This is a genomic window from Steroidobacter gossypii (assembly GCF_016801985.1).
GTDB lineage: Bacteria > Pseudomonadota > Gammaproteobacteria > Steroidobacterales > Steroidobacteraceae > Steroidobacter > Steroidobacter gossypii.
Genome location: NZ_JAEVLS010000005.1, coordinates 576,827 through 600,098 on the forward strand (window position 1 = coordinate 576,827; position 23,272 = coordinate 600,098).

General features: G+C 62.3%; 24 protein-coding genes. 10 read left to right on the plus strand and 14 right to left on the minus strand.

The window, feature by feature from the left end:
* Positions 1–96 precede the first annotated feature (96 nt).
* The 3 genes from JM946_RS22920 to JM946_RS22930 all read left to right on the plus strand — a co-directional run bounded on the left by JM946_RS22920 (position 97) and on the right by JM946_RS22930 (position 4,063).
* Positions 97–2,511: a DUF4394 domain-containing protein gene (locus tag JM946_RS22920; RefSeq protein WP_203169701.1), complete on the plus strand. Its 2,415-nt coding sequence runs from the start codon at positions 97–99 to the stop codon at positions 2,509–2,511.
* Between the two features lie 116 nt (positions 2,512–2,627).
* Positions 2,628–3,617 carry an aspartate carbamoyltransferase catalytic subunit gene (locus JM946_RS22925; RefSeq protein WP_203169702.1) on the plus strand — a complete coding sequence of 330 codons (990 nt, stop codon included), beginning with the start codon at positions 2,628–2,630 and terminating at the stop codon, positions 3,615–3,617.
* Positions 3,618–3,634: 17 nt separating this feature from the next.
* Positions 3,635–4,063, plus strand: a complete 429-nt coding sequence (locus tag JM946_RS22930; protein WP_203169703.1) for a hypothetical protein — start codon at positions 3,635–3,637, stop codon at positions 4,061–4,063.
* A 72-nt stretch (positions 4,064–4,135) separates the two neighbouring features.
* On the opposite strand, the gene JM946_RS22935 is transcribed toward JM946_RS22930, so the two are convergent.
* The 3 genes from JM946_RS22935 to JM946_RS22945 form a co-directional block, all read right to left on the minus strand.
* Entirely contained in the window at positions 4,136–5,263 is a 1,128-nt protein-coding gene (locus JM946_RS22935) for a PilT/PilU family type 4a pilus ATPase (protein ID WP_203169704.1), read from the minus strand.
* A gap of 13 nt (positions 5,264–5,276) precedes the next feature.
* On the minus strand, positions 5,277–6,440 hold the full coding sequence (locus tag JM946_RS22940; protein WP_203169705.1) for a PilT/PilU family type 4a pilus ATPase: 1,164 nt from the start codon (positions 6,438–6,440) through the stop codon (positions 5,277–5,279).
* A gap of 74 nt (positions 6,441–6,514) precedes the next feature.
* Complete coding sequence (locus tag JM946_RS22945) at positions 6,515–7,555, minus strand: type IV pilus twitching motility protein PilT (protein WP_203169706.1); 1,041 nt, start codon at positions 7,553–7,555, stop codon at positions 6,515–6,517.
* A gap of 177 nt (positions 7,556–7,732) precedes the next feature.
* Between JM946_RS22945 and JM946_RS22950 the strand changes: the two genes are divergently transcribed.
* From JM946_RS22950 to JM946_RS22970, 5 genes are all read left to right on the plus strand, one after another.
* On the plus strand, positions 7,733–8,410 hold the full coding sequence (locus JM946_RS22950) for a YggS family pyridoxal phosphate-dependent enzyme (protein ID WP_322110964.1): 678 nt from the start codon (positions 7,733–7,735) through the stop codon (positions 8,408–8,410).
* A gap of 69 nt (positions 8,411–8,479) precedes the next feature.
* Positions 8,480–9,301, plus strand: a complete 822-nt coding sequence (gene proC / locus JM946_RS22955; protein ID WP_203169708.1) for a pyrroline-5-carboxylate reductase — start codon at positions 8,480–8,482, stop codon at positions 9,299–9,301.
* Positions 9,302–9,351: 50 nt separating this feature from the next.
* Positions 9,352–9,885: a YggT family protein gene (locus tag JM946_RS22960; RefSeq protein WP_203169709.1), complete on the plus strand. Its 534-nt coding sequence runs from the start codon at positions 9,352–9,354 to the stop codon at positions 9,883–9,885.
* Positions 9,886–9,934: 49 nt separating this feature from the next.
* Positions 9,935–10,477 carry a DUF4426 domain-containing protein gene (locus tag JM946_RS22965; protein WP_203169710.1) on the plus strand — a complete coding sequence of 181 codons (543 nt, stop codon included), beginning with the start codon at positions 9,935–9,937 and terminating at the stop codon, positions 10,475–10,477.
* 266 nt (positions 10,478–10,743) lie between these two features.
* Positions 10,744–11,055 carry an HU family DNA-binding protein gene (locus tag JM946_RS22970; protein WP_203169711.1) on the plus strand — a complete coding sequence of 104 codons (312 nt, stop codon included), beginning with the start codon at positions 10,744–10,746 and terminating at the stop codon, positions 11,053–11,055.
* 113 nt (positions 11,056–11,168) lie between these two features.
* On the opposite strand, the gene JM946_RS22975 is transcribed toward JM946_RS22970, so the two are convergent.
* Both JM946_RS22975 and JM946_RS22980 read right to left on the minus strand, forming a co-directional pair.
* Positions 11,169–11,621, minus strand: coding sequence for a tellurite resistance TerB family protein (locus tag JM946_RS22975; protein WP_203169712.1), 453 nt, complete (start codon positions 11,619–11,621; stop codon positions 11,169–11,171).
* A gap of 48 nt (positions 11,622–11,669) precedes the next feature.
* Complete coding sequence (locus tag JM946_RS22980) at positions 11,670–12,329, minus strand: alpha/beta hydrolase (protein ID WP_203169713.1); 660 nt, start codon at positions 12,327–12,329, stop codon at positions 11,670–11,672.
* Between the two features lie 140 nt (positions 12,330–12,469).
* Between JM946_RS22980 and JM946_RS22985 the strand changes: the two genes are divergently transcribed.
* Entirely contained in the window at positions 12,470–13,117 is a 648-nt protein-coding gene (locus tag JM946_RS22985) for a YbhB/YbcL family Raf kinase inhibitor-like protein (protein WP_203169868.1), read from the plus strand.
* Between the two features lie 82 nt (positions 13,118–13,199).
* Here the strand turns inward: JM946_RS22985 and JM946_RS22990 are convergent, their stop codons facing one another.
* From JM946_RS22990 to JM946_RS23000, 3 genes are all read right to left on the minus strand, one after another.
* Positions 13,200–13,679 carry an FKBP-type peptidyl-prolyl cis-trans isomerase gene (locus JM946_RS22990; RefSeq protein WP_203169714.1) on the minus strand — a complete coding sequence of 160 codons (480 nt, stop codon included), beginning with the start codon at positions 13,677–13,679 and terminating at the stop codon, positions 13,200–13,202.
* A gap of 8 nt (positions 13,680–13,687) precedes the next feature.
* Positions 13,688–15,649: a molecular chaperone HtpG gene (gene htpG / locus JM946_RS22995; RefSeq protein WP_203169715.1), complete on the minus strand. Its 1,962-nt coding sequence runs from the start codon at positions 15,647–15,649 to the stop codon at positions 13,688–13,690.
* A 228-nt stretch (positions 15,650–15,877) separates the two neighbouring features.
* On the minus strand, positions 15,878–16,120 hold the full coding sequence (locus tag JM946_RS23000) for a hypothetical protein (RefSeq protein ID WP_203169716.1): 243 nt from the start codon (positions 16,118–16,120) through the stop codon (positions 15,878–15,880).
* Positions 16,121–16,314: 194 nt separating this feature from the next.
* Here JM946_RS23000 and JM946_RS23005 point away from each other — a divergent pair, with 194 nt between their 5' ends.
* Entirely contained in the window at positions 16,315–17,253 is a 939-nt protein-coding gene (locus JM946_RS23005) for a nucleotide-binding protein (protein ID WP_203169717.1), read from the plus strand.
* Between the two features lie 5 nt (positions 17,254–17,258).
* Here the strand turns inward: JM946_RS23005 and JM946_RS23010 are convergent, their stop codons facing one another.
* From JM946_RS23010 to JM946_RS23035, 6 genes are all read right to left on the minus strand, one after another.
* Positions 17,259–17,525: a hypothetical protein gene (locus JM946_RS23010; RefSeq protein WP_203169718.1), complete on the minus strand. Its 267-nt coding sequence runs from the start codon at positions 17,523–17,525 to the stop codon at positions 17,259–17,261.
* A gap of 266 nt (positions 17,526–17,791) precedes the next feature.
* Positions 17,792–18,493 (minus strand): DUF6901 family protein, encoded by a 702-nt coding sequence (locus JM946_RS23015; protein WP_203169719.1) that lies wholly within the window; start codon positions 18,491–18,493, stop codon positions 17,792–17,794.
* Positions 18,490–19,869 (minus strand): nucleotide 5'-monophosphate nucleosidase PpnN, encoded by a 1,380-nt coding sequence (gene ppnN, locus JM946_RS23020; RefSeq protein ID WP_407700591.1) that lies wholly within the window; start codon positions 19,867–19,869, stop codon positions 18,490–18,492. Before ppnN ends, JM946_RS23015 begins: the two co-directional genes overlap by 4 nt.
* 52 nt (positions 19,870–19,921) lie before the next feature.
* Positions 19,922–20,488, minus strand: coding sequence for a L,D-transpeptidase family protein (locus tag JM946_RS23025; protein ID WP_203169720.1), 567 nt, complete (start codon positions 20,486–20,488; stop codon positions 19,922–19,924).
* Positions 20,489–20,647: 159 nt separating this feature from the next.
* Positions 20,648–21,037, minus strand: a complete 390-nt coding sequence (locus tag JM946_RS23030; RefSeq protein ID WP_203169721.1) for a hypothetical protein — start codon at positions 21,035–21,037, stop codon at positions 20,648–20,650.
* Positions 21,034–23,223, minus strand: coding sequence for a LysM peptidoglycan-binding domain-containing protein (locus tag JM946_RS23035; protein WP_203169722.1), 2,190 nt, complete (start codon positions 23,221–23,223; stop codon positions 21,034–21,036). Before JM946_RS23035 ends, JM946_RS23030 begins: the two co-directional genes overlap by 4 nt.
* Between the last annotated feature and the right edge of the window lie 49 nt (positions 23,224–23,272).

Below are 23,272 nucleotides of genomic sequence, written 5' to 3' on the forward strand. Positions count from 1 at the left end.
CGCACAGCGACGCCTTGATCGCGAATCGCTGCATCCGTCAATCGCCTGACGCCGAACTTGAGCGATATCTCCGGCTGATCTTCCAACAGGCTAACGATGGCTCTGCAACCGCGCACTCGAGTGGCTTTGTATTGTTTGTTCACGCTGCCGCTGATGGGCTGCGGCGGTGGCGGCGGCGGAGGCGACGATCCGCCGGCTCCTCCCAATGCTCCGGGCGGCATCGTGCAAGGCGATACATTCGCCATCACCAGCGCCAACCGCCTGGTGAGTTTCAACAGCGCGACGCCCGCCAACAGCTCGGTGGCCGCCATTACCGGCCTGCGCGCCGGCGAGAACATCGTCGGTTTCGATCTGCGGCCCGGTGGCATGCCCGCGGCGCAACTGATCGCACTGGGCAATCAGGGTGGCCTTTATACGATCGATCCGAACAGCGCCACTGCGACGCTGAAAACCACGCTGGCCGCCGACCCGTCCGATACGACCGATCGCTACAGCTCGCTCGATGGCACGCGCGTCAGCATCGATGTGAACAACCTGGTGGACGCGCTGCGAATCGTGAGCAACTCCGGCCAGAACCTGCGAGTGAACATGGACACGGGCGCGACGTTCACCGATACGATGCTGACGGTCGGCGGCATCAACGCCAGCGGCATCACTGAAGTTGCTTATACCAACAATTTCACCTCCACCTGCCGCACCACGCCCTACTACATCGACAGCACGGCCGATCGTTTGATGACCAGCGCGAACGCCAGCGGCGGCGTGCTGACTCCGATCGGTCCTCTGACCGTGGATGCGGCAGCGATGACGGGCTTCGATATCTCCACCGGACCCGATGGCGTCAATTCAGCCGTCGCGGCGCTCACCGTCGCAGGCGTGACTTCGCTTTACACGATCGATCTCACGACCGGCGCGGCCACACTGGTCGGGCCGATCGGCAACCTGAATGGCGGCGAAAGCATTCTCGGCCTCGCGCGACCTGTGCCGGCCACCACGCCGCCACAGCCCCTCGGCGAGTTGCTCGCCCTCACCGACAACAATTCGCTGATCTCGTTCAACAGCGGCCTGCCCCAGGCGCTTTGCTCGAGTGCATCGATCAACGGTTTGCAGGGCAATGAGACGGTGTTGAGCATCGACATGCGACCCGCGGATAACAATGTCTACGCGCTCACCGATGCCGGACGCCTCTACACGGTGAACGCGGCGACCGGCACGGTTGCCTTCCGAGCCACGCTGAGCGCTTCAGCCAACGATCCTTTCACAGGTCTCGACGGCAGCAACATCACTGTGGACGTGAGCCCGGTGGCCGATGGCCTGCGAGTATTGAGCAGCAATGGAATGAACCTGCGTGTGCTCTTCACGACGGGCGAAGTCTTCACCGACACTCCACTCACCGCGGGCTCGAGCGTCACCGCGGCGGCCTACACCAACAGCTTCGCAGGCACAGGCACGAGCACGTTGTATGTCATCGATACCCAGAGCGATCGCCTGCTGATCCAAGGTCGGACTTCGGGCAGCCCCAACAATGGCGATCTGCTGGACGTGGGTGCATTGAACATCGGCGACGTGCGAGCGATGGCGGGCTTCGATATCAATGCGGTAAACAACACAGCCTTCGCGGCGTTCAACGTGGGCACCGGCAACGCCACCGATTTGTATCGCATCAACCTGGGCTCCGGCGCGGCGACGCGCATGGGGACGATCGGCGGCCCGAATCGCATCCGTGCGCTGACTCACTCCAGTGTTCCGCAAGCCACGCTGCTCGGTTTGACTCGGGACGGTCGCCTCGTCAGCTTCAAAGTCACCTCGCCGGGAACGTTGGACAGCAGCATGTTCCTCAACGGGCTGCAAGGCGGCGAGCAGGTGTTGGGCTTCGACATCCGCCCGTCGAACGGGCTGATGTATCTGCTCACGGATGCGGGTCGCCTTTACACCGTCGATCCTGCGACGGCCCGCGCACGGCTCGGTGCGACCTTGATGCCGAACACTGGCGATCCATTCCAACGGCTCATCGGCACGACGTTCGGCACCGACTTCAGTCCGACGGCCGACGCGCTGCGCGTCCTCAGCGATGCCGAACACAACCTCGCGGTGCTGGTCGATAGCGGCGCCACCATCACGGCGCAATTCCTGAGGCGCCGGGACGATCCCAACCGACCGGCGCCGGATGTGGTGGCGATCGCGTACACCAGCAACTTCGCCGGCACCACCGACACCACGTTGTTCAACGTCGACCTGGGCATCAACTCGCTGGTCAGCCAGAAGCCGGCCAACGACGGCTTGCTCACGACGATCGGACCGCTCTCCACCACGCAGACTTTCGCTTTCAGCGGCGGCTTCGACATCGTGGGCGGTGATGACGGACTTGCTGTCGCCGCCTTGCAGCCCACCGGCAGCACTCAATCCACGCTGTACCGGGTGAACCTCCGGAGCGGCGCGCTGATGCCCATCGGCGCGATCGGCCCGGCCGGAACGCAGCCGCTGATGGGCCTGACAGTCCAGCTGCGATAGCCGCGAGATCGTTCGACTTCGGGCGGGCGCCGTGACACGCACGGCGCCCGGCTCGAGCGGAAGGCCGACATCCGCCTGCCGGGGCCGGCGCGCTTGGACTACAATCGCGCCCTGCCATGACGACTACCGACACCAGCGCTCAAGTACAGCGCGACGCCGAAGGGCGACTGCGCCACCTCATCACCCTGGAAGGCCTGAGCCGCGACGAAATGATCGCGCTGCTGGACCTGGCCCAGTTCTACGTACGCTCCCCCGGCGATCTCCCTGCTCGCGATCAGTCGTTGGCCGGCCATACCGTCGCCAATTTGTTCTTTGAACCTAGCACACGCACTCGCGTGTCGTTCGAGCTGGCCGCCCAGCGACTGGGCGCGGATGTGGTCAACCTGGACATGCAGTCGTCCTCGCGCGTCAAAGGCGAGACGGTGCTCGATACGATTTACACCCTACAGGCGATGCTCGCCGACGTCCTCGTGATGCGCGACGCCGAGCCAGGTTTGCCTGCATACGTCGCGCGGTATGTCGCGCCTCATGTTTGTATTTTGAATGCGGGTGAGGCGCACCTTTCGCATCCCACGCAGGGGCTGCTCGATGCGCTCACTGTTCGGCAGGCCAAGGGCGACTTCAGCAAACTGAAGATTCTGATCGCCGGGGACATCAGTCACTCGCGCGTGGCTCGTTCGGCCTGGCAGGCCTTCAGTACCCTTGGTGTCGAAGAGCTGCGCATTGCTGCGCCGGAAGATCTGATGCCCGGTGCGAATGAATTTGCTGGCGCCACCCGGTTTACAAACATCGACCAGGCGATCGCTGATGTCGATGTCGTGATGGCCTTGCGCATCCAGCGCGAGCGCATGAGCGGCGCGCAGATTCCCGACGAGGTGAGCTATCACCGCAGCTTCGGCATCACTGCCGACCGTTTGGCCAAGGCTCGCCCCGGGGCTATCGTGATGCACCCCGGCCCGATGAATCGCGACGTTGAAATTGCCAGCAACGTGGCGGATGGGCCGCAATCTGTCATCCAGCAACAAGTGACCAACGGCGTCGCCGTCCGCATGGCCGTACTTGCGACCATCGCCCGCAACGTGCAGGCGCGTCGGCACTTTCAATGATTCTTCGCAGGTGAGTCGTGCGACTGCTGATTGGGTCGGACTCCGGATACGCGGCGCTGATCCGCGCCGCCAACGAATTTCACGAGGCCGACTCGCGCTCGCCGCTGCTGGTTCTTTTTGGCAGCGATAGCGCGTTTCCATTCAAGCCTCGGCCGTCGACGATTCTCGTCCCCGGCATGCCTGCCGGTGTGATCGCCGCCATCCCGGCGCTCGAAGAGTTCGGCATCGCCAGCCGATTGGCCAGCCCGCTCGGCCTGCCCGGATGTTACGACGGCCCTGTCACCGAGTTGGCCGACGCGTGGCTGCGAGCCACCGATCCCGCCACTCGCGAAGGCCTACATCTCGCCGTCTCCGGCCCAGACTCCACGATCTCAGCCACGGAAGACTTAGCCCGCCGCTTCGGATTAACTGTGACCGTGATTCCGGCGCAGGAAACATCGGCGTAACGGCTCGCTAGGCGCCGACCCCTTCCGGGCGCACGCCAGCCACCGACGCCGCCCGAATTCTTGGCAGCCGACTTAGCCGAAGTTGATCTTCGCTTCCAGGTTGGTGCGAGAGTCAGCGTAGGCCAGGGCATCTTCCATCGTGATACGCCCCTGCTTGTATAGCTCGTACAAGGCCGTATCGAAGTGCTGCATGCCCTTCTCGGAGCTCGTGCGCAAAGCCTCCTTGGCACCCAGCACGTCACCCTTCTTGATCAGCTCCTGCACATGAGGCGTATTGATCAGCAACTCCACCGCCGCCACGCGCCGCTTGTTCTTACCCGGCACCAGACGCTGAGCAATGACCGCGCGCAGGTACTGCGAAAGGTCGAGGAAGATCTGCGTGTGCTGATCCAAGGGGAACATGTTGATGATGCGATCCAGCGTCTCCGCCGAGTTGTTCGCATGCAGGGTCGCCAGCACCAAGTGACCCGTACCGGCGAGCATGATCGCGGACTCCATGGTCTCACGATCTCGAATCTCGCCGATCAGCAGCACGTCCGGCGCCGCGCGCATCGCGCTACGCAAGGCGCGAGCATAGGACTTGGTATCCAAACCGACTTCACGCTGATTGATGATGGACTTCTTGTTCGAATGCAGAAACTCGATCGGATCCTCGATGGTGATGATGTGATCCGAGGAGTTCTCGTTGCGATAGTTGATCATCGCCGCCAGGGTGGTCGACTTGCCCGAGCCGGTGGCGCCGACCATCAGCAACAGGCCGCGCTTCATCATCATGAGATCTTTCAGGATCTCCGGCAGACCCAGATCGTCGATGCGCGGCATGTCCGCCGTGATGTAACGAAGCACCATCGCCGGGTTGCCGCGCTGATGGAAAACGTTGACGCGGAAGCGCCCCAACCCCGGCTCGGAAATCGCGAAGTCGATCTCCAGCTCGTCGTTGAACGCGTCGATCTGTTCCTGGGTCATCAGGCCATAGGCCGCCTGCCGCACCACTTCCGGCGTCAGCATCTGCTTGTTGACCGGAAAGATCTGGCCTTCGATCTTGATCTTGATCGGCGCGTAGGAGGTGAAGAACAAGTCGGACGCCCGCTTGTCCACCATCAACTTGAAGAGCGGTTTGGTGTTGAGAACGACCTGGCGCTCTTCGCCAGTGTCCACCGCCCCGGTTTCGTTCTCGACTGTTTCGCTTTCGGCAGCCATGTGTGCAACGACCCTATCGGCCAATCACGCCTTCGGTTTCCTCTTCCATGATGCGCAGGCTGTCGCCCGCCTCATCCGAAAGCTTCATTTCGCGCTTGCTCTCGAGCTTGATCCGCAGGCGCACCTCGTTCTTGGAGTCCGCGTTACGCAGCGCGTCCTCGTAGGAAATCATGCCGCTTTCGTACAGGTCGAACAGCGACTGGTCGAAGGTCTTCATCCCCAGACGATTCGACTTGCCCATCACCTCTTTGATTTGGGCCACCTCGCCCTTGAAGATCAAGTCCGCGATCAGCGGCGAGTTCAACATGATTTCCATGGCGGCGATGCGCCCGGAACCGGACTCGCGCGGAATCAGGCGCTGGGAAATCAGCGCACGGATATTCAACGACAGATCCATCAGCAATTGTTCCCGACGCTCTTCCGGGAAGAAGTTGATGATGCGATCCAGCGCCTGGTTGGCACTGTTGGCGTGCAGCGTGGCGAGCACCAGGTGGCCGGTTTCGGCGAATTGAATGCCGTATTCCATCGTATCGCGATCGCGGATTTCGCCGATCAGAATCACGTCCGGCGCCTGGCGCAACGTATTCTTGAGCGCCACGTGCCAGCTCTCGCAATCGACGCCGACTTCACGGTGCGTGATCACGCAACCTTTGTGGTTGTGTACGTACTCGACCGGGTCTTCGATGGTGATGATGTGCCCGCGCGTCTTTTCGTTGCGGTAGTTCAACATCGCCGCGAGCGAGGTGGACTTACCCGAGCCGGTGCCGCCGACCAGGATCACCAGGCCGCGCTTGCTCATCACCACGTCGCGCAGGACGTTGGGCAGCTGCATCTCTTCCAGCGTGGGAATCTTGGCGTTGATGGTTCGAACCACGCAGCCGATCTGACCCTGCTGCACGAACGCGCTGACACGAAAGCGACCGATGCCCGCCGGCGCGATCGCGAAGTTACATTCCTTGGATGCGTCGAAGTCGCGGGTCTGCTTGTCGTTCATGATCGACCGGACCAGCACCGCGGCCTGCTCCGGCGTGAGCACGCGCTCGGACTGCGGCCGGATCTCACCGTCGATCTTGATGGCGGGCGGAAAGCCGGCGGTGATGAACAGGTCCGAGCCCTTGCGGTCCACGACGCGCTTGAGCAGGTCCTGCATCAGCTTGATAGCTTGTTCGCGTTCCATTTCGCAACCTACCTAAATTTCTGTCCCACCTTTGCAGATGGATGCGCCCTCGCCTGCGGCGGGGCACGAGGACATCAAAACGCGTCTTTGTTCTGCGCGCGGAACCGTGCTTCTTCCTTGGTGACCACGCCTTTTTGCAGCAGCTCGGTCAAACATTGGTCGAGCGTTTGCATGCCGTCTTTCTGGCCGGTCTGGATCGCCGAGTACATCTGCGCGATCTTGCCTTCACGGATCAGGTTACGGATCGCGGGCGTGCCGATCATGATTTCGTGCGCGGCCACGCGGCCGCCGCCGATGCGCTTGAGCAGCGTTTGCGAAATCGCCGCGCGCAGCGATTCCGACAACATGGTTCGCACCATTTCCTTTTCGGCGGCCGGGAACACGTCGACGATACGATCGATGGTCTTGGCGGCCGAGCTGGTGTGCAGCGTGCCGAACACCAAATGGCCGGTTTCCGCCGCGGTCAGCGCCAGACGAATGGTTTCGAGGTCGCGCATTTCACCGACCAGCACCACGTCCGGATCTTCACGCAGCGCCGAGCGCAAAGCTTCCGAGAAGCCCAGCGTGTCACGATGCACTTCGCGCTGATTGACCAGCGAGCGCTTGCTTTCGTGCACGAACTCGATCGGATCCTCGATGGTGATGATGTGATCCGGCTTGTTGTCGTTGACGTAATTGACCATCGCCGCCAGGGTGGTCGACTTGCCCGAACCGGTCGGGCCCGTCACCAGCACCAGCCCACGCGGCTGCATGGCCAGATCTTTGAAGATCTTCGGCGCGTTCAAGTCGTCCAGCGACATGATCAGCGACGGAATGGTTCGGAACACCGCGGCCGCGCCGCGGCTCTGGTTGAAGGCGTTGACACGAAAGCGCGCCAGCTTGGGAATCTCGAAGGAAAAGTCCGTCTCGTAGAACTCTTCATAAGCCTTGCGCTGCTTGTCATTCATAATGTCGTACACCATGCTGTGCACTTCTTTATGAGTGAGCGCCGGCATGTTGACGCGCTTCATGTCGCCGTCGACCCGGATCATGGGCGGCACGCCGGCCGACAAATGCAGGTCCGAGGCATTGTTCTTGACGGCGAAAGCCAACAACTGCGCGATATCGACGGGCATGAATCTTCCTTACAGTCGGCCCTGCCAGCGCCCCACCGTCGGCGGGCTCGTGAGCGGGGCGATGCGGGCGCAAAAGACGAGCGTGCGGCAGTATAAACGGGCGATACCGGGCTCAATATGTTAACCGGTCCGCAAATTTCGGCTGACACTGTGACGAATAGCGCGACGCGAAACCTGGTGAATCGATGGACGGAAACCCGTCAGCGCATCGCCTCGGCGGCGACGCGGTGGGGCAGACTGTGCGATTCCGTCGGGCTGGTCGCAATCAGTAAGGGCCACCCCGCTGTCGCCATTCGGGAACTGGCTGAGCAGGGCCAGCGCGACTTCGGCGAGAACTACCTGCAGGAGGCGCTGCCGAAACTGCAGGAATTGCAGGATCTGAAGCTCACCTGGCACTTCACCGGCCAGCTCCAGGGCAACAAGACTCGCATCGTGGCCGAGCATTTCGACTGGGTGCACACCCTGGATCGCGAGCGCATCGCCGTGCGGCTCAACGAGCAACGGCCCCACTACGCTCCGCCTCTAAATGTATGCGTGCAGGTCAGCCTCGAGCCCGAACCGGGCAAGGGCGGCGTGCCGCCCGAGGAAGCATTGTCTCTGGCGCGCAAAGTGGCCGCACTGCCGAAGCTGAAGCTTCGCGGTCTGATGTGTATTCCGCCGCCGCGAGAGACGTTCGATGAACAGCGCGCGCTGTTCGAACGGCTGGCTGTCTGTCAGCGCCAACTCGTTGACGCGGGCCTGGCGCTCGACACCCTATCCATGGGCATGACTGCGGATCTGGAAGCAGCTGTCGCCGCTGGCGCCACCTGGGTCCGGATCGGCACAGCAATTTTTGGAGCACGACATTACAAGTAGGTCGACAGTCAAGCCACAACGCACACGCGAAGAATCCACGGATTCATCCAGACGAATAAGTAACCGACTATGAAACAACGTATCGCATTCATCGGCGGCGGCAACATGGGCCGCAGCCTGATCGGGGGATTGATCGCCAAGGGCACGGATCCCGCCCGGATCGTCGTGGCCGATCCCTACGCCCCCACGCTGCAGTCGCTGCAAGCCGACTACCAGGTTCAGACTGTTTCCAACAACGCAGATGCCGTGCGCAATGCGGACGTGGTGCTGCTCGCCGTCAAGCCGCAGACATTGCGCGATGTGGTCACCTCTCTACAGGAGCAGATTCTCGGCACTCGGCCCCTGCTGATCTCGATTGCCGCCGGCATTCTCGCCGCCGACATTCAACGCTGGGCCGGCGGCGTGCAGGTCGTGCGTTGCATGCCGAATCGTCCGGCGCTGCAGGGCTGCGGCGTCACCGCGCTTTATGCGAATGAACAGGTGACTGAAGCGAACCGCTCGATTTCGGAACAAATCCTCGGCGCGGTCGGCGCGACGCTGTGGGTCGAGCGCGAAGCCGATATGGACACGGTCACCGCGATCTCCGGCAGCGGGCCTGCTTACTTCTTTCTGCTGATCGAGATGCTGGAAGCGGCCGGGGAATCCATGGGGTTGTCCGCCGCAGTGGCGCGCAAACTGGCGATCGAGACGGCGTATGGCTCGGGATTCATGGCGCGCGAGTCCAGCGACTCTCCCGCCACTCTGCGCCAGCAGGTGACGTCCAAGGGCGGCACCACCGAGGCGGCGCTCAAGCATCTCGAAGCAAGCAACGTCCGTGCTATCTTTTCGCAGGCCGTCGCCGCCGCCGCTCAACGCTCGGCGCAGCTCGCCAAAGAACTCGGTAGCGCGTAACTCCTTCACTCCAGCTTCGATCCCATCCTTTATTCCCCATCCTTATATTCATGGATGCCATCAGATTCATCGTCGGCACCCTGCTCCAGGTGCTGCTGGTCACGGTCTTCCTGTTGCGAGTTCTGCTGCCGCTGGTGCGGGCAGATTCGCGCAATCAGCTGTCGCAAGCCGTGATCCGCATGACCAATCCACTGGTGCTGCCACTTCGCAGAGTGTTGCCGCCGATCGGCAAGGTCGACACTGCATCCATCGTCGCATTGCTCATCGTGCAGGCCGCGGCGGTCGCGTTGATGTGGCTGCTGGGCGGTTATCCGTTCGTTTACACGCCGGCGCAGTTCGTCACCGCCGTGTTCCTGACGCTGATCCGGACCATCCTGAACTTCTACATTTTCGCGCTGTTCCTGTATGTGATCCTGAGCTGGATCGCGCCGGGCACGCACAGCCCGGGCGCGGCGTTGATCGACACTTTGTGCGAGCCGCTGCTGCGTCCGGTGCGCCGGATCATTCCGCCGCTGGGCGGATTCGACCTGTCGGCGCTGTTCGTGATCATCGGTTTGCAGGCGTTGAACATCGCGATCACTTGAGCGCGAAATCGGTGCTATAAACAGTTCTCCATCGACATGGAGAACACCGGTGCTCAACAACACACGCAAGCACACCGCCGTTCGCACGATCGCTCCCAGATCGAATTCCCGGTGGATCGCCGCCCTGCTCGGCGCTCTGCTCACCCCGCTGGCGCTGACCGGCTGCACCGAGCAACCCGAACGACGCGCCATGCCGGCGCAAGCCCTGGACGAAACCTTCAAGGACTTCGGAAATTACGAGGTGCACTTCAACGCCCTGCGCACCGACGAACTGACGCCCGACGTCGCCCGCGCATACGGCATCCAGCGCAGTAGCAATCGGGTCATGCTCAACGTGACGGTGTTGCGCAAGGAAGCGGAGCACGCGCCACGCAAGCCGGTGGAGGCCAACGTCGCGGTGGACGCCTACAACTTGAACGGCCAGCTGAAGGACATCGAGATGAGGCGCGTTTCGGAGGGTGAAGCGATCTATTCCATCGGCGAGGTGTCGATCTCGGGCAGTGAAATCCTGGTGTTCGACATCAACGTCACGCCGAACGGGGAAAGCGCGCCGTTCAACGTGAAGTTGAAACGCGAATTCGTCGCCAATTGATTGACTCGACGTCGAAAGGCGCACGTCGTGGAACATGCGGCGTGGCGTCTTGCATCGGTCGTTAGTCGCATTCGCCCGACGCGATGGCTGCGGGTGGTGCGATCGGACTGCGAGGGAGCGCGCGCGACCCTTAAAAAATAGGCGAAAAAGTCGGTCGGCTGCTTATTTCCCGGCAAATCTTGTGCTATTTTCCGCGCGTCTTGCGATTGCCCGCGACCGATCCTGTTCGAGACGGCGCGATTTGTCACTTACTTAGGAGACTACAAATGGCAAAGAAGAATGCTGCGCCGACCAAGTCGGAGATCCTTGCGCAGATTTCCAAAGACACCGGTCTTGCCAAGAAGCAGGTGTCGGATGTGTTTGAGTCCTTGGGCGGCGTAGTGAAGAAGAGCCTGAAGGGTTCGGGACTGTTTACCCTGCCGGGCCTGCTGAAGATGAAGGTCGTGAAGAAGCCGGCCACCAAGGCCCGCGAAGGCATCAACCCCTTCACCGGCGAAAAGATGACATTCAAGGCCAAGCCCGCCAGCAAGAAAGTGCGCATCGCGGCGCTGAAGAGCCTCAAGGAGATGGTGAACTAAGTTTCACCTTTCCGATTCGATTCGCGGCGCCGGACTCGTCCGGCGCCGTCCCTCCCCGATACCCCGAAAGATGCGCCTCTGACCAGTCGTTCGTCAGTGGTCACTTCTCTCTTCTAGCGATCGACGACCACCTTCAGCTTCAAGCGCACCCGGTCGCGATCCGAAATATGCAGTAGCCCGGCGATGCGCCGGATCAGATGCTCCTCGTGCGGGTCGATGCGCCCGTCGGCATGACTGACCTGCCAGAGCATTTCCACGATCGCCAGCTTGTCTTCCTCGGGCAATTCCCGATTCAACCGATGCGTGAGCTCATGCAGCGACACCGCTTTGTCGGCGCGACGCGCGGCGTTGGCCATCAGCACGTCCAATGCGTCGTCGGTGAGCTCGAAGCGCTTCTGTAGCAGATGTCGGACTGCTTCTACCTCGGTTTCGTGCTCGGAAAAGTCCGAGCGCGCCAGCTCCAGCAACAACGCGGCGGTCGCCAGCTCGAACGGCTCGCGATCCTCCAGCACGCCGCGCGGCAGCGGCTCCTCGCCAAAAATCTTTTTTAACTGAGCCAGTAACATACGTACTCCGTAAGCCTGCCAAGCAGATGAGCGCTGGATGGGTCGCGTTCAGCGCCCCAGTTGCGCCAGCTCGATCAGCCAGCGCACAACGGTTTGCCGCAGGTCGTTCAAACGGCCGTGAAAGAAGTGTTCCACGCCTTCGAGCATTACCAGTCGCGGCGATTCGGGCAACTCCTGCGCCCATTGTCGGATATCGTTCGGATCCACCAGTTCATCTCGATCGCCCTGCACGATCAGCCAGGGACATTGCGGCAACGAGCCCGTGTCCACGCTCACTCTGCGAATCGCAGGCGCAATCGTTACCAGCCGCGTCACATTGCGAGTCGCGGCGGCACGAATGGCGACCGCGCCTCCGAAAGAAAATCCAGCCAGATACAGCCGGGCGCCGGACCAGCGCTCCGCTGCCCAGTCCAGCACCGCTTGCGCGTCGGCGGTCTCGCCATTGCCGTCGTCGTAGCTGCCAGTGCTCGCACCCACGCCGCGATAATTGAAACGCACGGCGGTGGCACCCGCTTCGTTGAACGCTTTGGCGAGCGAGTACACGACCTTGTTGGTCATGGTGCCGCCGTAGAGCGGATGAGGGTGACAGACGACGGCTAGTGCTTCGGGCGAACTCACTGTGGTGGGCTCGTCGAGCAGCGCTTCGAGAGTGCCTGCGGGGCCGGGGATCGTCAGCGTGCGGGTCGGGGTCGGAGGGCTTGCAGTCATGGCGTCAGGGTACCATTCATGTCGGGCCCGATGCTTTTGGGCCTCGATCTGCGTGGCGATAATTTCGCACCGGGTGACGGAACATCGACCGCCGTCTACAGTTTTTTCTCCAATCTCCAACGAGACCAGCAGTGACCGATATGAAGCTCAACTCCACCAGCTTCCAGCACGATCAGCCCATTCCCGAGAAATTCGCGTTCGGTGCGCCCGATCCTGTGCTGCACATCCGACTCACCGAAAATCACAGCCCGCATCTGCAATGGAGCGATGCGCCTTCGGGCACCCGCAGTTTCGCCTTGATCTGCGTCGATCCAGATGTGCCGAGCAAGCCGGACGACGTGAACCAGGAAGGCAAGAGCGTGCCCGCCAGCCTGCCGCGCACCGATTTCTATCATTGGGTGATGGTGGATATTCCGCCGCAAATCACCGAAATCAAAGCCGGTGCATGCTCCAGCGGCATTGTTGCCGGCGGCAAGAAGGAGCTCGGCGGCCCGGCCGGCTCCCGCCAGGGCGTGAATGACTACACCGCGTGGTTCGCCAGCGACGCCGACATGAAAGGCACGTACAAGGGCTACGATGGCCCCTGCCCGCCGTGGAACGACGAGCTCGTGCATCACTACCATTTCACCGTTTATGCGCTGAGCTGCGAGCGCGCGCCGGTCGATGGCGATTTCACCGGCCAGCAAGTGCTGCAAGCCATTCGCCCGCACATTCTCGCGCAGGCGACACTGACCGGGACTTATTCCAACAATCCCAAGTTCAACCAACCCAAGCCGCTGGAAAAGTAACCGTCTCCGGAAAAAGACCCACCCCCTCGAGTGGGGGGTTAGGAAACAAACAATCCTTCAGGGGTGGGTCTTCCGGGTGCTATCAAGGCGCCGGGGCGTCTTCGATGGCGAGTAACTCGATATCGAACAGCAGCGTCGCGTTGGGCGGGATCTGGCCGCCGCCGGCGCCGGTGGCGCCGTAGCCCAGCTCGGGTGGAATGATCAGCTGGCGTTGACCGCCGGGCTGCATGCCTTGAACGCCCTCTTCCCAACCTTTGATCACACCCCCCGCACCGATGGTGAAACGAAACGGCCGACCACTGGTCCGCGAGCTGTCGAACTGCATGCCTTTGTGATCGGGCGCGCCCGGCTCGTACAACCAGCCGGTGTAGTGCACGACTGCCTGCTGGCCGGAAGAAATCCCCTCGCCCGTTCCTTTGACGATATCGATCTTCTGCAACTCGGTAATCGCAGGCGCGGCACTGGCCGCGGGCCGGCGAGCGGTGCTGGGAGCGTCGTTGCCGCAGGCCGCCGCGAGCAAAGCCGCGGCGACGCTGACGCAAATGATAGAAAGTTTATTCATCACGGCCCTCAGGCGGTCTTCATCAACAATCGATTCAGACGCTGCACGAACGCCGAAGGCTCGGGCAACTGACCGCCGTCGGCCAGGGTAGCCTGTTCGAACAAGAGCATCGACAGATCGTTGAACTCGGGCTCGTCGGCAGTCTTCTCGATTCTCTGCAACAGAGGATGCGAAGGATTCACCTCGAGCGTCGGCTTGCTGACCGGCGCTTTTTGTCCCGCCGCCTCCATGATCCTGCGCATCTGCGCGCCCATATCGTACTGACCCAGCACCAGACACGCCGGCGAATCGGCAAGCCGCGCGGTCACGCGAACATCGCTGACCTGTTCGGCGAGCGCCTTCTTGATGCGCTCGACCAGATCCTTGTGACTTTGCGAAAGCTCCTCCTGCGCCTTCTTTTCCTCTTCCGACTGAATGGCCGAGAAATCCAGCTCGCCGCGCGCCACGTTCTTCAGCTGCTTGCCATCGAACTCGCGCAGGTGATCGACCAGCCACTCGTCGACGCGATCCGACAGCAGCAACACTTCGATGCCCTTCTTGCGCAGCACTTCCAGCTGCGGGCTCGATTTGGCGGCGCTGAAGCTGTCCGCGATCACGTAGTAGATTTCTTTCTGGCCTTCCTTCATGCGGCCGACGTAGTCCTCGAGCGACACATCCTGCTCCGGCTTGTCCGCCAGGGTGCTGGAGAAACGCAGCAGCTTGGCGATGCGCTCGCGATTGGCGTGATCCTCGGCCGGACCTTCCTTCATCACCGTGCCGAACTCTTTCCAGAACGTCGCGTATTTCTCGGGCTCGTCCTTCGCCATCTTCGCCAGCATGTCGAGCACGCGACGCGCGAGGCCGGTCTTCATGGTCTCGATCGCCGGATCCTGCTGCAGCATCTCGCGCGAAATGTTCAGCGGCAGATCCGCCGAATCGACCACGCCTTTGACGAAGCGCAGATACAGCGGCAGGAACTGCTCGGCGTCGTCCATGATGAACACACGACGCACATACAGCTTCAAACCGCGAGCGCCTTCGCGATGCCACAGGTCATAGGGCGCGCGCGAGGGGATGTACAGCAGGCTCGTGTATTCCTTTTTGCCCTCGACTTTGCCGTGCGACCACGCCAGCGGATCGGTGAAGTCGTGGGTGACGTGACGATAGAACTCTTTATATTCCTCGTCCTTCAACTCGGTGCGCGGTCGGGCCCAAAGCGCCTGCGCATGATTGACGGTCTCGAACTCGGGTTGCTGCTTTTCTTCTTCCTTGCCGACTTCGGCAACCACCGAATCGTCTTTCTTCTCTTCCTCCTCGGCCTTGTATGGGGCGGGCTTGGGCATGCGCACCGGGAAGGCGATGTGATCGGAATACTTCCGCACCAGGGAACGAATCCGGTACTGATCGGCGAACTCGTGATCGCCTTCTTTCAGATGCAGCACGATGCGCGTGCCGCGCTCCGGCAGCTCGACGTCCGAGACGGTGAATTCGCCATCGCCGGCCGACACCCAATGCACACCCGCGCTCGGCTCGAGACCGGCGCGACGTGAGAACACTTCCACTTTTTCCGCAACGATGAACGAGGAATAAAAGCCCACGCCGAACTGGCCGATCAGCTGCGCGTCCTTTTTCTGATCGCCGGTGAGACGCGACAGGAAATCCGCGGTGCCGGATTTAGCGATGGTGCCGAGGTGCTCGATGGCTTCCTGGCGGCTCATGCCGATACCGTTGTCGAAGATGGTGACCGTGTGCGCCTTGGAGTCGGCGTCGATGGTGATGGCCAGCTCGCCGCCGCCTTCCAGCAACTCGGGCCTGGCAAGCGCCTCGAAGCGCAGCTTGTCGAGCGCGTCGGAGGCGTTGGAGATCAGCTCGCGCAGAAAGATCTCTTTGTGGCTGTACAGCGAGTGGATCATCAGCTTGAGCAGCTGCTTCACCTCTGCCTGGAAGCCCAGAGTCTGGGCCTGCGTCTCGTGCGTACCCGTCTCGTTCATGTAGTGCTCTCCATAAGTTCGCGTCGCGCCCAGCGCGCCCTTGCATGCACGCAGGCATACCAAGGCAACGGGCGGTGAGGCCGGTCCGGGAAGGCCGGCAATGATAGATAACGCGTCGGCTTATGGGGACCCGCCTCGAGGATTCAAGCGCGGGTCACGGCAATTCTCCCTCATATATTCAAGGGAGTGCCCAGGGACGAGCCGCCCTGGGACCAAGCATGGAATGAGTCAGTCTTCGCTGCTGGGTCGCTTGGCGGGGCTCGCCCGGCGCCGGCGCAGGTGCTCCAACAGCGGCACGGACAGCATCAGGCCGATCACGGCCAGGGTGGCTTCGGGCGCCAGCATCAGGGCGAATCCGGTGAGCGCGAACAGGGCGAAAGCAGCCAGGAAGCTCAGAATTTTGGGCGCCAGATGCCGCACGGCGCCCAGGGCGTCGTCCAGGTTGTCGGCCCACAACAGCAGGAATTCCATCAGGGATCCTTCGAGATTGGTCGGGAACGACTCTAGCCGCGCCCGGATGAGGTCGATGTGAGCCGACTCACAGCACCGGCAAGCACGACCGGTGATGATCTTCACAGTCTTGAGCTTGCGGCGCTGCAGGGGGCTGCGTAGGCTGAATGACGACAGAACCAGACAGGGCAGTGTTAACGGCAGCGGCGTCGGGCATGCAGAAGATCGTCGTTTTGAATCCCAAGGGGGGCTCCGGCAAGACCACGATAGCGACCAACCTGGCCAGCTATTTCGCGGTGGAAGGCTTGCGCCCGACGCTCATGGACATGGACGCCCAGGGCTCGAGCACGCATTGGCTCAGCAAGCGGACCAAGGAGCAGCCCTTGATCCACGGCATCGCCGGTTTCGAACGTAATACCGGAGTCACCCGCAGCTTCGCCACTCGTCTGTCTCTGGATACACAGCGTCTGGTGGTGGACACGCCGGCCGCCGTCGAGCCGGAAAAACTGCCTGACCTGACCCGCAACGCCACCGCCGTGCTGGTGCCGGTGCTGCCCTCGGACATCGACATTCACGCCGCGGCCAAGTGCATCTCCAATCTGCTGTTGATCGCCAAGATCCGGCGCGAAGAACAGCGCATCGCGGTGATCGCCAACCGGGTCAAGAAGCAGACCCTGATCTACAAGTCGCTGATGAAGTTTCTGGAGAACCTGCAGATTCCAGTGATCGCGACCTTGCGCGACTCGCAGGTCTACATCCGCGCGGCGGAAATCGGTCACGGCGTGTTCGAGATGAAGCCGAATTCGGTGCGCGAGGATCTGGAGCAATGGTTGCCGCTGGTGGGCTGGCTCGCTCAGCGCAAGACGCTGCACATCGAACCCGGCACGCCAGCGATCACATCGGCGCTCACCTCCGCGCCCAAGGTTGCGACGACAACGCTCGATTCGATCATTCCGCCGGCGCCCGCCGCTGCCAAACCGTCCGTGTTCGCGCCTCCGAAGCCAGCCGACATTCCACGACTGAATCCGGAGGCGGTGATGAATGCCGTCGCGAGCCCTGCGAGTGCGCTCAGTTCTCGCGCCGGGGGCAGCTCCAAGAAGCTGGAGCGCTCCGGGTCGTTACTGCCTGCGCTGCTTCGCCGAGTGTTCGGGTAACAGTCTTACTTGCCGCCCTTATCCTTATCCCAAGTGCTACGCACCTTGTCCGTCCAGCTCTTGTAGTTGGACCAGGTGTGCAATGAGCGCGTGATGGCGGCGTGACGCGAGTTGCTCGGCTGCGTGCGCTCCAACCAGTTCGGATTGGCGGCAGCGCGCGGATCCCGAGGCGGAGTACCGGCACGCACGATCGCGCCCGCGGTCTCTCCGGTCCAGGCGCGGTGACGGCCGGTGGCGGTCATCTCGTCGATCTTGGGTTCGGTGGTGGTCATGTGCGATCTCCTGTTGAGAGCGAAGTTACGGAGCACGCACCACGCGAAAGAGGAACTACATCACAGCGGCCGATCGACGTCTCCGGACTGCGACACCCATCGCAAGGGAGACGCTACTGACACTCGTGTCACATCACAAATCGGGCTGGATTTAACCGCTCGTTATTCATTATTGAGCGTGCTTGCGCAACTCGCGCGCAAAACTCAGTGGAGCACGCGCGCACTCAACTGCGCATCTGACAATTTTTTCGACACTAACAAATGTTTCATTTCGCTGCGAGCAACGCAGCGAACGCCGGTTTGATCTCGTCGAGGATATCGTGGATGGCCGCTGGCACCAGGCTGCTGTAAACATCGAGCAGCACCACGGCGTTCACGATCGCATCCTGTCGGCTCGCCGCTCGCAACCGCTGCGCCATGCCGCGATTCACCGCGTGCACGCCGCGATAAACGCGCTCGAGATCTTCGAGCACGAAATCCGCCGAGCCGCCTTCGCGAGCCGCGTAGTGCTGAGCCAGCAGATACATCGAAGCGACGCGATACGCCGTCTCCGATTCGCTGGAGAACGGCAAATGAAATCGAGCCATGGGCCTGAACACAGCGGTGCGCGGACAGCCGCTCGACGCCATGATCAATCCCATCAGCGAGGCGAGCGCCTGTTGAGCGGCCAGGGTCGCGACCACCTGGCGTTCTTCGCTCTCCACGGTGACGCGCACCTTGTCGTACGAGACGATGTCGGTGAACCCGTCGATGACGTCGGCGAGCTGCAAGGCGGCGGGACAGTGCGGCTTTTCGGCCGCGTTGAACGGACAGCCGCTGCACTGATTGAACGCCAGCGCGGTCCACGCCGGCGGCTCGGTCGTCTGCGGCGGCGACAGCTCCGCCGTGTCGCGATCCATTTCGAGCTGAAAGACTCGTTCCTGGGAATCGGGCAGGGTGAATCGGTAGGTAAGCGCGACCTTGCTCATGCGACCAGCCGGTAACAAGGCCGATATTCGCCGGCCAGCTTCATGCGTTTCTGCCGCACGAAGGCTGACAGCAGCTCATCGAGCAGCGTCATCACTTCCTTGTCGCCGTGCAGTTCGAAGGGCCCGCGCGCTTCGATGGCTTGAATGCCGTTTTCCTTGACGTTGCCGGCGACGATGCCGGAGAACGCGCGGCGCAGGTTGGCAGCCATCAGGTGCGAGGGAAGATCCCGACGCAGCTCGAGGCGAGCCATGGCCTCGTGGGTCGGTTCGAAGGGCCGCTGGAAATCCTCGGGGATTTTCAGCAGCCAGTTGAAGTTGTAGGCATCGCTCTTGGTGCGGCGGTATTCGCGCACCGCCTCGATGCCTTTGAACACTTCGCGCGCCGCTTGCGGCGGATCGCCGATCACGATCTTGTAACGAGAGCGCGCGGCATCGCCGAGCGTCGCACCGATAAAACGATCGATCTGCCCGAAATACTCGGCAGCCGATGGCGGACCGGTGAAGATCACCGGCAACGGCTGTTCGGCATTGGCGGGATCGAGCAGGATGCCGAGCAGATAGAGGATTTCCTCGGCCGTGCCGGCGCCACCCGGGAACACCACGATGGCGTGCGCGCAGCGAACGAACGCTTCGAGACGCTTCTCGATGTCCGGCATGATCACCAGTTGATTCACGATCGGATTGGGCGGCTCGGCGGCGATGATGCCCGGCTCGGTCATGCCGATATAACGACCGTCACGGATGCGCTGCTTGGAATGGCCGATGGTCGCGCCCTTCATCGGGCCCTTCATCGCGCCCGGGCCGCAGCCGGTGCACACATTCAGCGCGCGCAGGCCGAGCTCGTAGCCCACCCGCTTGGTGTAGTCGTACTCGACCGTGCCGATGGAATGACCGCCCCAGCAAACCACCAGGTCGGGGCGACCCTTGTAGTCGAGGATCCGCGCGTTGCGCAGGATGTGATACACCGCGTTGGTGATGCTGGTGGGATCGGTGAGATCGAAACGCTGGCTGCCGAGAATCGCATCGTGGATGTAGACGATGTCCCGCAACACCGCGAACAGATGTTCCTTGATGCCGCGGATCATCGAGCCGTCGACGAAGGCGCTGGCGGGCGCGTTCTTCACTTCGAGCTTCACGCCCCAGGCCTGCCGGCCCAGGCGGATCTCGAAGTCCTTGTAACGATCGAAGATGGCGCGCACGTCGTCGGATTCCAGACCCGAGCTGAGCACCGCCAGCGCGCAGCGGCGAAACAGATCGTAACCGCCGCCCTGCCCCGAGCTGAGCAGCTGCTGCACTTCGCGCTGGGATAGGTTTTCCAGACTGCCCAGTGGCGAGACTCTGGCGTCGACCACTCCTTCGGGTTCGGCCTGGGTCACCGAGGCCGAGGCGCGTCCGTCGGTGGACGGCGCCGTCACTTTGCACTCTCTTTCACGGCAAGATCTCTATGGGCGTGTCGGGCGGCGTCATCAACCAGATTTCCACCATGTCCGAATTGGACACGGCGATGCAGCCCTCGGTCCAGTCGACATTCGCGTAGTAGTCGCGGGACTTCTTCGGCGTGTTCGGCTGGCCATGAATCATGATCGCGCCGCCCGGACGCAGCCCCTGGGAGCGGGCGCGCTTCACGTCCTGCGCATTCGGGTAGTCGACCTGGATGGACAGGAAATATTCGCTGTTCGGGTTCCGGCGCGTCAGGCGATAGCTGCCCTCGGGGGTGCGGAAGTCGCCCTCGAACTGCTTGTGCCCCTCCGGGCGCAGGCCGAGCGCGATCTTGAAGGTACGCAATGGCGCGCCGTTGTTCATGAGGTACAGCTTGCGCTCCCCTTTCTTGACTACGACCTTGTCCGCCAATGGCAAGGCCGCCTCGACGCTGGTGGAGACCAGGGCCGAGGATTGAAGTGGCGATTCCGCGCGCACCGAGGCGGCGGTGAAAAAAACCAACGAAGCGGTGACTAGAACGGCAATGTTTCGCGGCATAAGGGTGGCGACGGTCAACGCTGACACAGTATAGCGTGGCTGGATCTTATGTCGGCTCGCCCCATCGTTCATCGAGGGCACGCTTGAGCCTGTAGGACATCCTCGACGTGCATCTTGGCGACACCGCCGGGGAAATCCGTGATTTGGATCACCAAGGCCGTGCTTCGTTCCTGGCGTTCAGTCGACGTTCTCCAGCGTGATCCCGGCGCATTCACGCAGCGCCGGGCCGGCATCGGCCCTGAGCCGGTAGGTCCGGCCGCCGAACACCTCCACTTCCAGGGAGTGGCGCGAGACGCGCTTGGTTTCGGCGATCCGGCAGTCGACCAGCAGGGTGTGCGTGCCTTCCAGCACGTCGACCGAGGTCTGAGTCACGCCGATGTCCTGGCCATCCACCTGCCGCAGCACCACCGTGATGGGCGAGCCGGCCGTGATCACCGGGTCGCCGGTGATGCGTGCGATTTCGTCTCGATCGCGTTTGGGACCTTCATAGAGCTGCACGCTCATGCAGCCGCTCGCGCTCAGGGCGAGCAGGGCCATCGCGATCCAGCGGGCAGCATTGCAGCTCAAGCGGACGGCTCCGACGACGCTCCGGTCGCTGTCACCAGCGGGATCACCAACCGTGCGCCCGGCTGCAGCGAACCCAGATCCAGATCCGGGTTGTATTGGCGCAGCAGCCAGATGGGGATGTTGTAGCGCTGTTGAGCCAGCACCCACACCGATTCGCCTCGCTTGATCACATGCTCGCTGGTGCCCTCGATGCGGAACTGCGTGAAGAACGCTTCCTGCAGGGCGCGGTGATACTCGACACGCCGCGCTTCGAACTGGTCCGGCGTGACCTTGGAGAAATCCAGCTTCACCTTGCGGCCGATGACCACCGGCGTGCCGTACGAAATGCGGTTCAGCTGCCGCAGCTGGCTGGCGCGCACATCGAGCCATTCAGCATAGTGGCCGAGCGTTTCGGCCGCTTGCACGATGATGGTGTTCTTGTCCTGAACGCTGTAATCGCTCGGGTCCGCCGAAGCGGCGGCCTGCGTGCCGGGCACCAGCGCCGGGCCGATCTCTTCAGCTTCACGCTCGGACTCGGGCTCCACTGCTTCAGTTTCAGACGGCGGCTCGCTGACCGCCGCGACGGTCGCGACCGGCACTTCGGCTTCCACCGGCGGCTTGGCGCGCGCCGAGGCGGCCAGAGCCAGCACCTGACCTTCGTAGATGAACTGGCGATTGCGGATGTTGTTCAGTTCCATGAGCTGGTCTTCGGTCAGCCCGTACTTCTTGGCGATCTTGCCCAAGGTGTCGCCGCGACGAACCACGTAGCGCTCGGCCCCGACCACGCCGGTAGGCGGCGTCGTCTTCGCGGCAGGCGCGGGCGGCGGCGTTTCCTTAGGCGTCTGTGCGACAACGGCGGCGGGACGGCCGCCCTTCTCGGGAATTGCCAACACCTGTCCGACGCTCAAACGATACGGACGGTCCAGATCGTTGAGATCGGCCAGCACCGACATGCTCACACCATACTCGCTTGCGATCTGAGAAAGCGTCTCGCCGCGCGACACACGATGCTGGCCGCCAGCGAGCGCCACTTCAGCCGGCTCGGGTGCCCCCGTGCTGAGCTTTGCCATCACGCTGGTCAGATCGATATGCGAAGGCACGCGTACTTCGTAGCCACGCGGCACATGGCGCGCGCCCTTCCAGACCGAATTCAGCAACGCGGGATTCAGACGACGCAGCTCTTCCCTATCCATGTCGAGCGCCGCGACCAGGCGGCTGGCCGGCAGCGAATTGGGCAACAACAGGATGCGGCTGTTGTCCGGCGGGTTGCGGCGAATGCCAGGGAAGAACTTCTGCGGATCGGAGTCGATCTCCAGCGCCGCCAGGAACGCGAGATAGAAGTTACGCGACGCAAAGCCGAACGTGCGGCTGTTGTACTTGCGCACGATGGTAGTGATGTCGCTGGTGCCGAGCTGTTCCTGCGCGCGCTTCATGCCACCAGGGCCATGGTTATAAGCAGTCAGCGCCAGCGGCCAGCTGCCCAGAATGATGTAGTTCTGCTCGAGAAAGCGCGCCGCCGCTTGAGTGGAGCGATACGGATCGAGACGTTCGTCGACCGCTGCATCGATGCGCAGGAAACGACGACCGGTGCTGCGCATGAACTGCCACATACCCGCCGCGCCGACTTTGGAATAGGCATACGTGTTGAACGACGATTCGACGTGCGGCAAGGCGGCCAGCTCGCGCGGCAGCCCCATTTTCTGGAATGTATCGGCGATGTGATCGTGCCAGGCGCCCGAGCGCACCAGGCCTTCCCGGAAACGATCGGCCTGACCGAGCTGAAAGCGCACCGATTCGGACGCCTGCTCGAAACGCGCACGACGCGTGCCCTTGGGCCACAGATGATGCACGCGCTGCTCTTCGGCGCTCAGATCCTCGGCGCCGCTGGCGAGCCGCTCCAGGATCCGCGAGTACTTCTTCTTGGCGTCTTCGATCTGCTTGGAGCGCGTCTTGGGCGAAATATCCGAGGGAAACCTGAGCACTTCATAAACGACGCTCAGATCCTCCGGATCGTGCAGCAGACCGCCTTCGGTGGTGACTTCTGTATACACGCGACGCCAGAACGCGATGTCGGGCTCGAGCTCGGCGGGACGGACGAAATGCTCGCTGTGCTTCGCGCTCGCGTGCGCAGGCGCAACCATCGCCACGGCGAGCATGGCGAGGGAGCCGAGCAACAATAGAACTGGGAGACGATGAACTGTCTTCATGAAGCGGGCGTGGCTGCGGAATCTCACGGCGGGCAAGACTATGTAAAAC

Coding starts and splice junctions, on each gene's coding strand:
- JM946_RS23035 (WP_203169722.1), bottom strand. CDS start 23,223: ATGAAGACAGTTCATCGTCTCCCAGTTCTATTGTTGCTCGGCTCCCTC.
- JM946_RS22935 (WP_203169704.1), bottom strand. CDS start 5,263: ATGGCTGCCGAAAGCGAAACAGTCGAGAACGAAACCGGGGCGGTGGAC.
- JM946_RS22980 (WP_203169713.1), bottom strand. CDS start 12,329: ATGACTGCAAGCCCTCCGACCCCGACCCGCACGCTGACGATCCCCGGC.
- JM946_RS22945 (WP_203169706.1), bottom strand. CDS start 7,555: ATGCCCGTCGATATCGCGCAGTTGTTGGCTTTCGCCGTCAAGAACAAT.
- JM946_RS22990 (WP_203169714.1), bottom strand. CDS start 13,679: ATGAATAAACTTTCTATCATTTGCGTCAGCGTCGCCGCGGCTTTGCTC.
- JM946_RS23000 (WP_203169716.1), bottom strand. CDS start 16,120: ATGGAATTCCTGCTGTTGTGGGCCGACAACCTGGACGACGCCCTGGGC.
- JM946_RS22940 (WP_203169705.1), bottom strand. CDS start 6,440: ATGGAACGCGAACAAGCTATCAAGCTGATGCAGGACCTGCTCAAGCGC.
- JM946_RS22960 (WP_203169709.1), top strand. CDS start 9,352: ATGGATGCCATCAGATTCATCGTCGGCACCCTGCTCCAGGTGCTGCTG.
- proC (WP_203169708.1), top strand. CDS start 8,480: ATGAAACAACGTATCGCATTCATCGGCGGCGGCAACATGGGCCGCAGC.
- JM946_RS22970 (WP_203169711.1), top strand. CDS start 10,744: ATGGCAAAGAAGAATGCTGCGCCGACCAAGTCGGAGATCCTTGCGCAG.
- JM946_RS22920 (WP_203169701.1), top strand. CDS start 97: ATGGCTCTGCAACCGCGCACTCGAGTGGCTTTGTATTGTTTGTTCACG.
- JM946_RS23005 (WP_203169717.1), top strand. CDS start 16,315: ATGCAGAAGATCGTCGTTTTGAATCCCAAGGGGGGCTCCGGCAAGACC.
- JM946_RS23010 (WP_203169718.1), bottom strand. CDS start 17,525: ATGACCACCACCGAACCCAAGATCGACGAGATGACCGCCACCGGCCGT.
- htpG (WP_203169715.1), bottom strand. CDS start 15,649: ATGAACGAGACGGGTACGCACGAGACGCAGGCCCAGACTCTGGGCTTC.
- JM946_RS22975 (WP_203169712.1), bottom strand. CDS start 11,621: ATGTTACTGGCTCAGTTAAAAAAGATTTTTGGCGAGGAGCCGCTGCCG.
- JM946_RS22925 (WP_203169702.1), top strand. CDS start 2,628: ATGACGACTACCGACACCAGCGCTCAAGTACAGCGCGACGCCGAAGGG.
- JM946_RS22985 (WP_203169868.1), top strand. CDS start 12,470: ATGAAGCTCAACTCCACCAGCTTCCAGCACGATCAGCCCATTCCCGAG.
- JM946_RS23015 (WP_203169719.1), bottom strand. CDS start 18,493: ATGAGCAAGGTCGCGCTTACCTACCGATTCACCCTGCCCGATTCCCAG.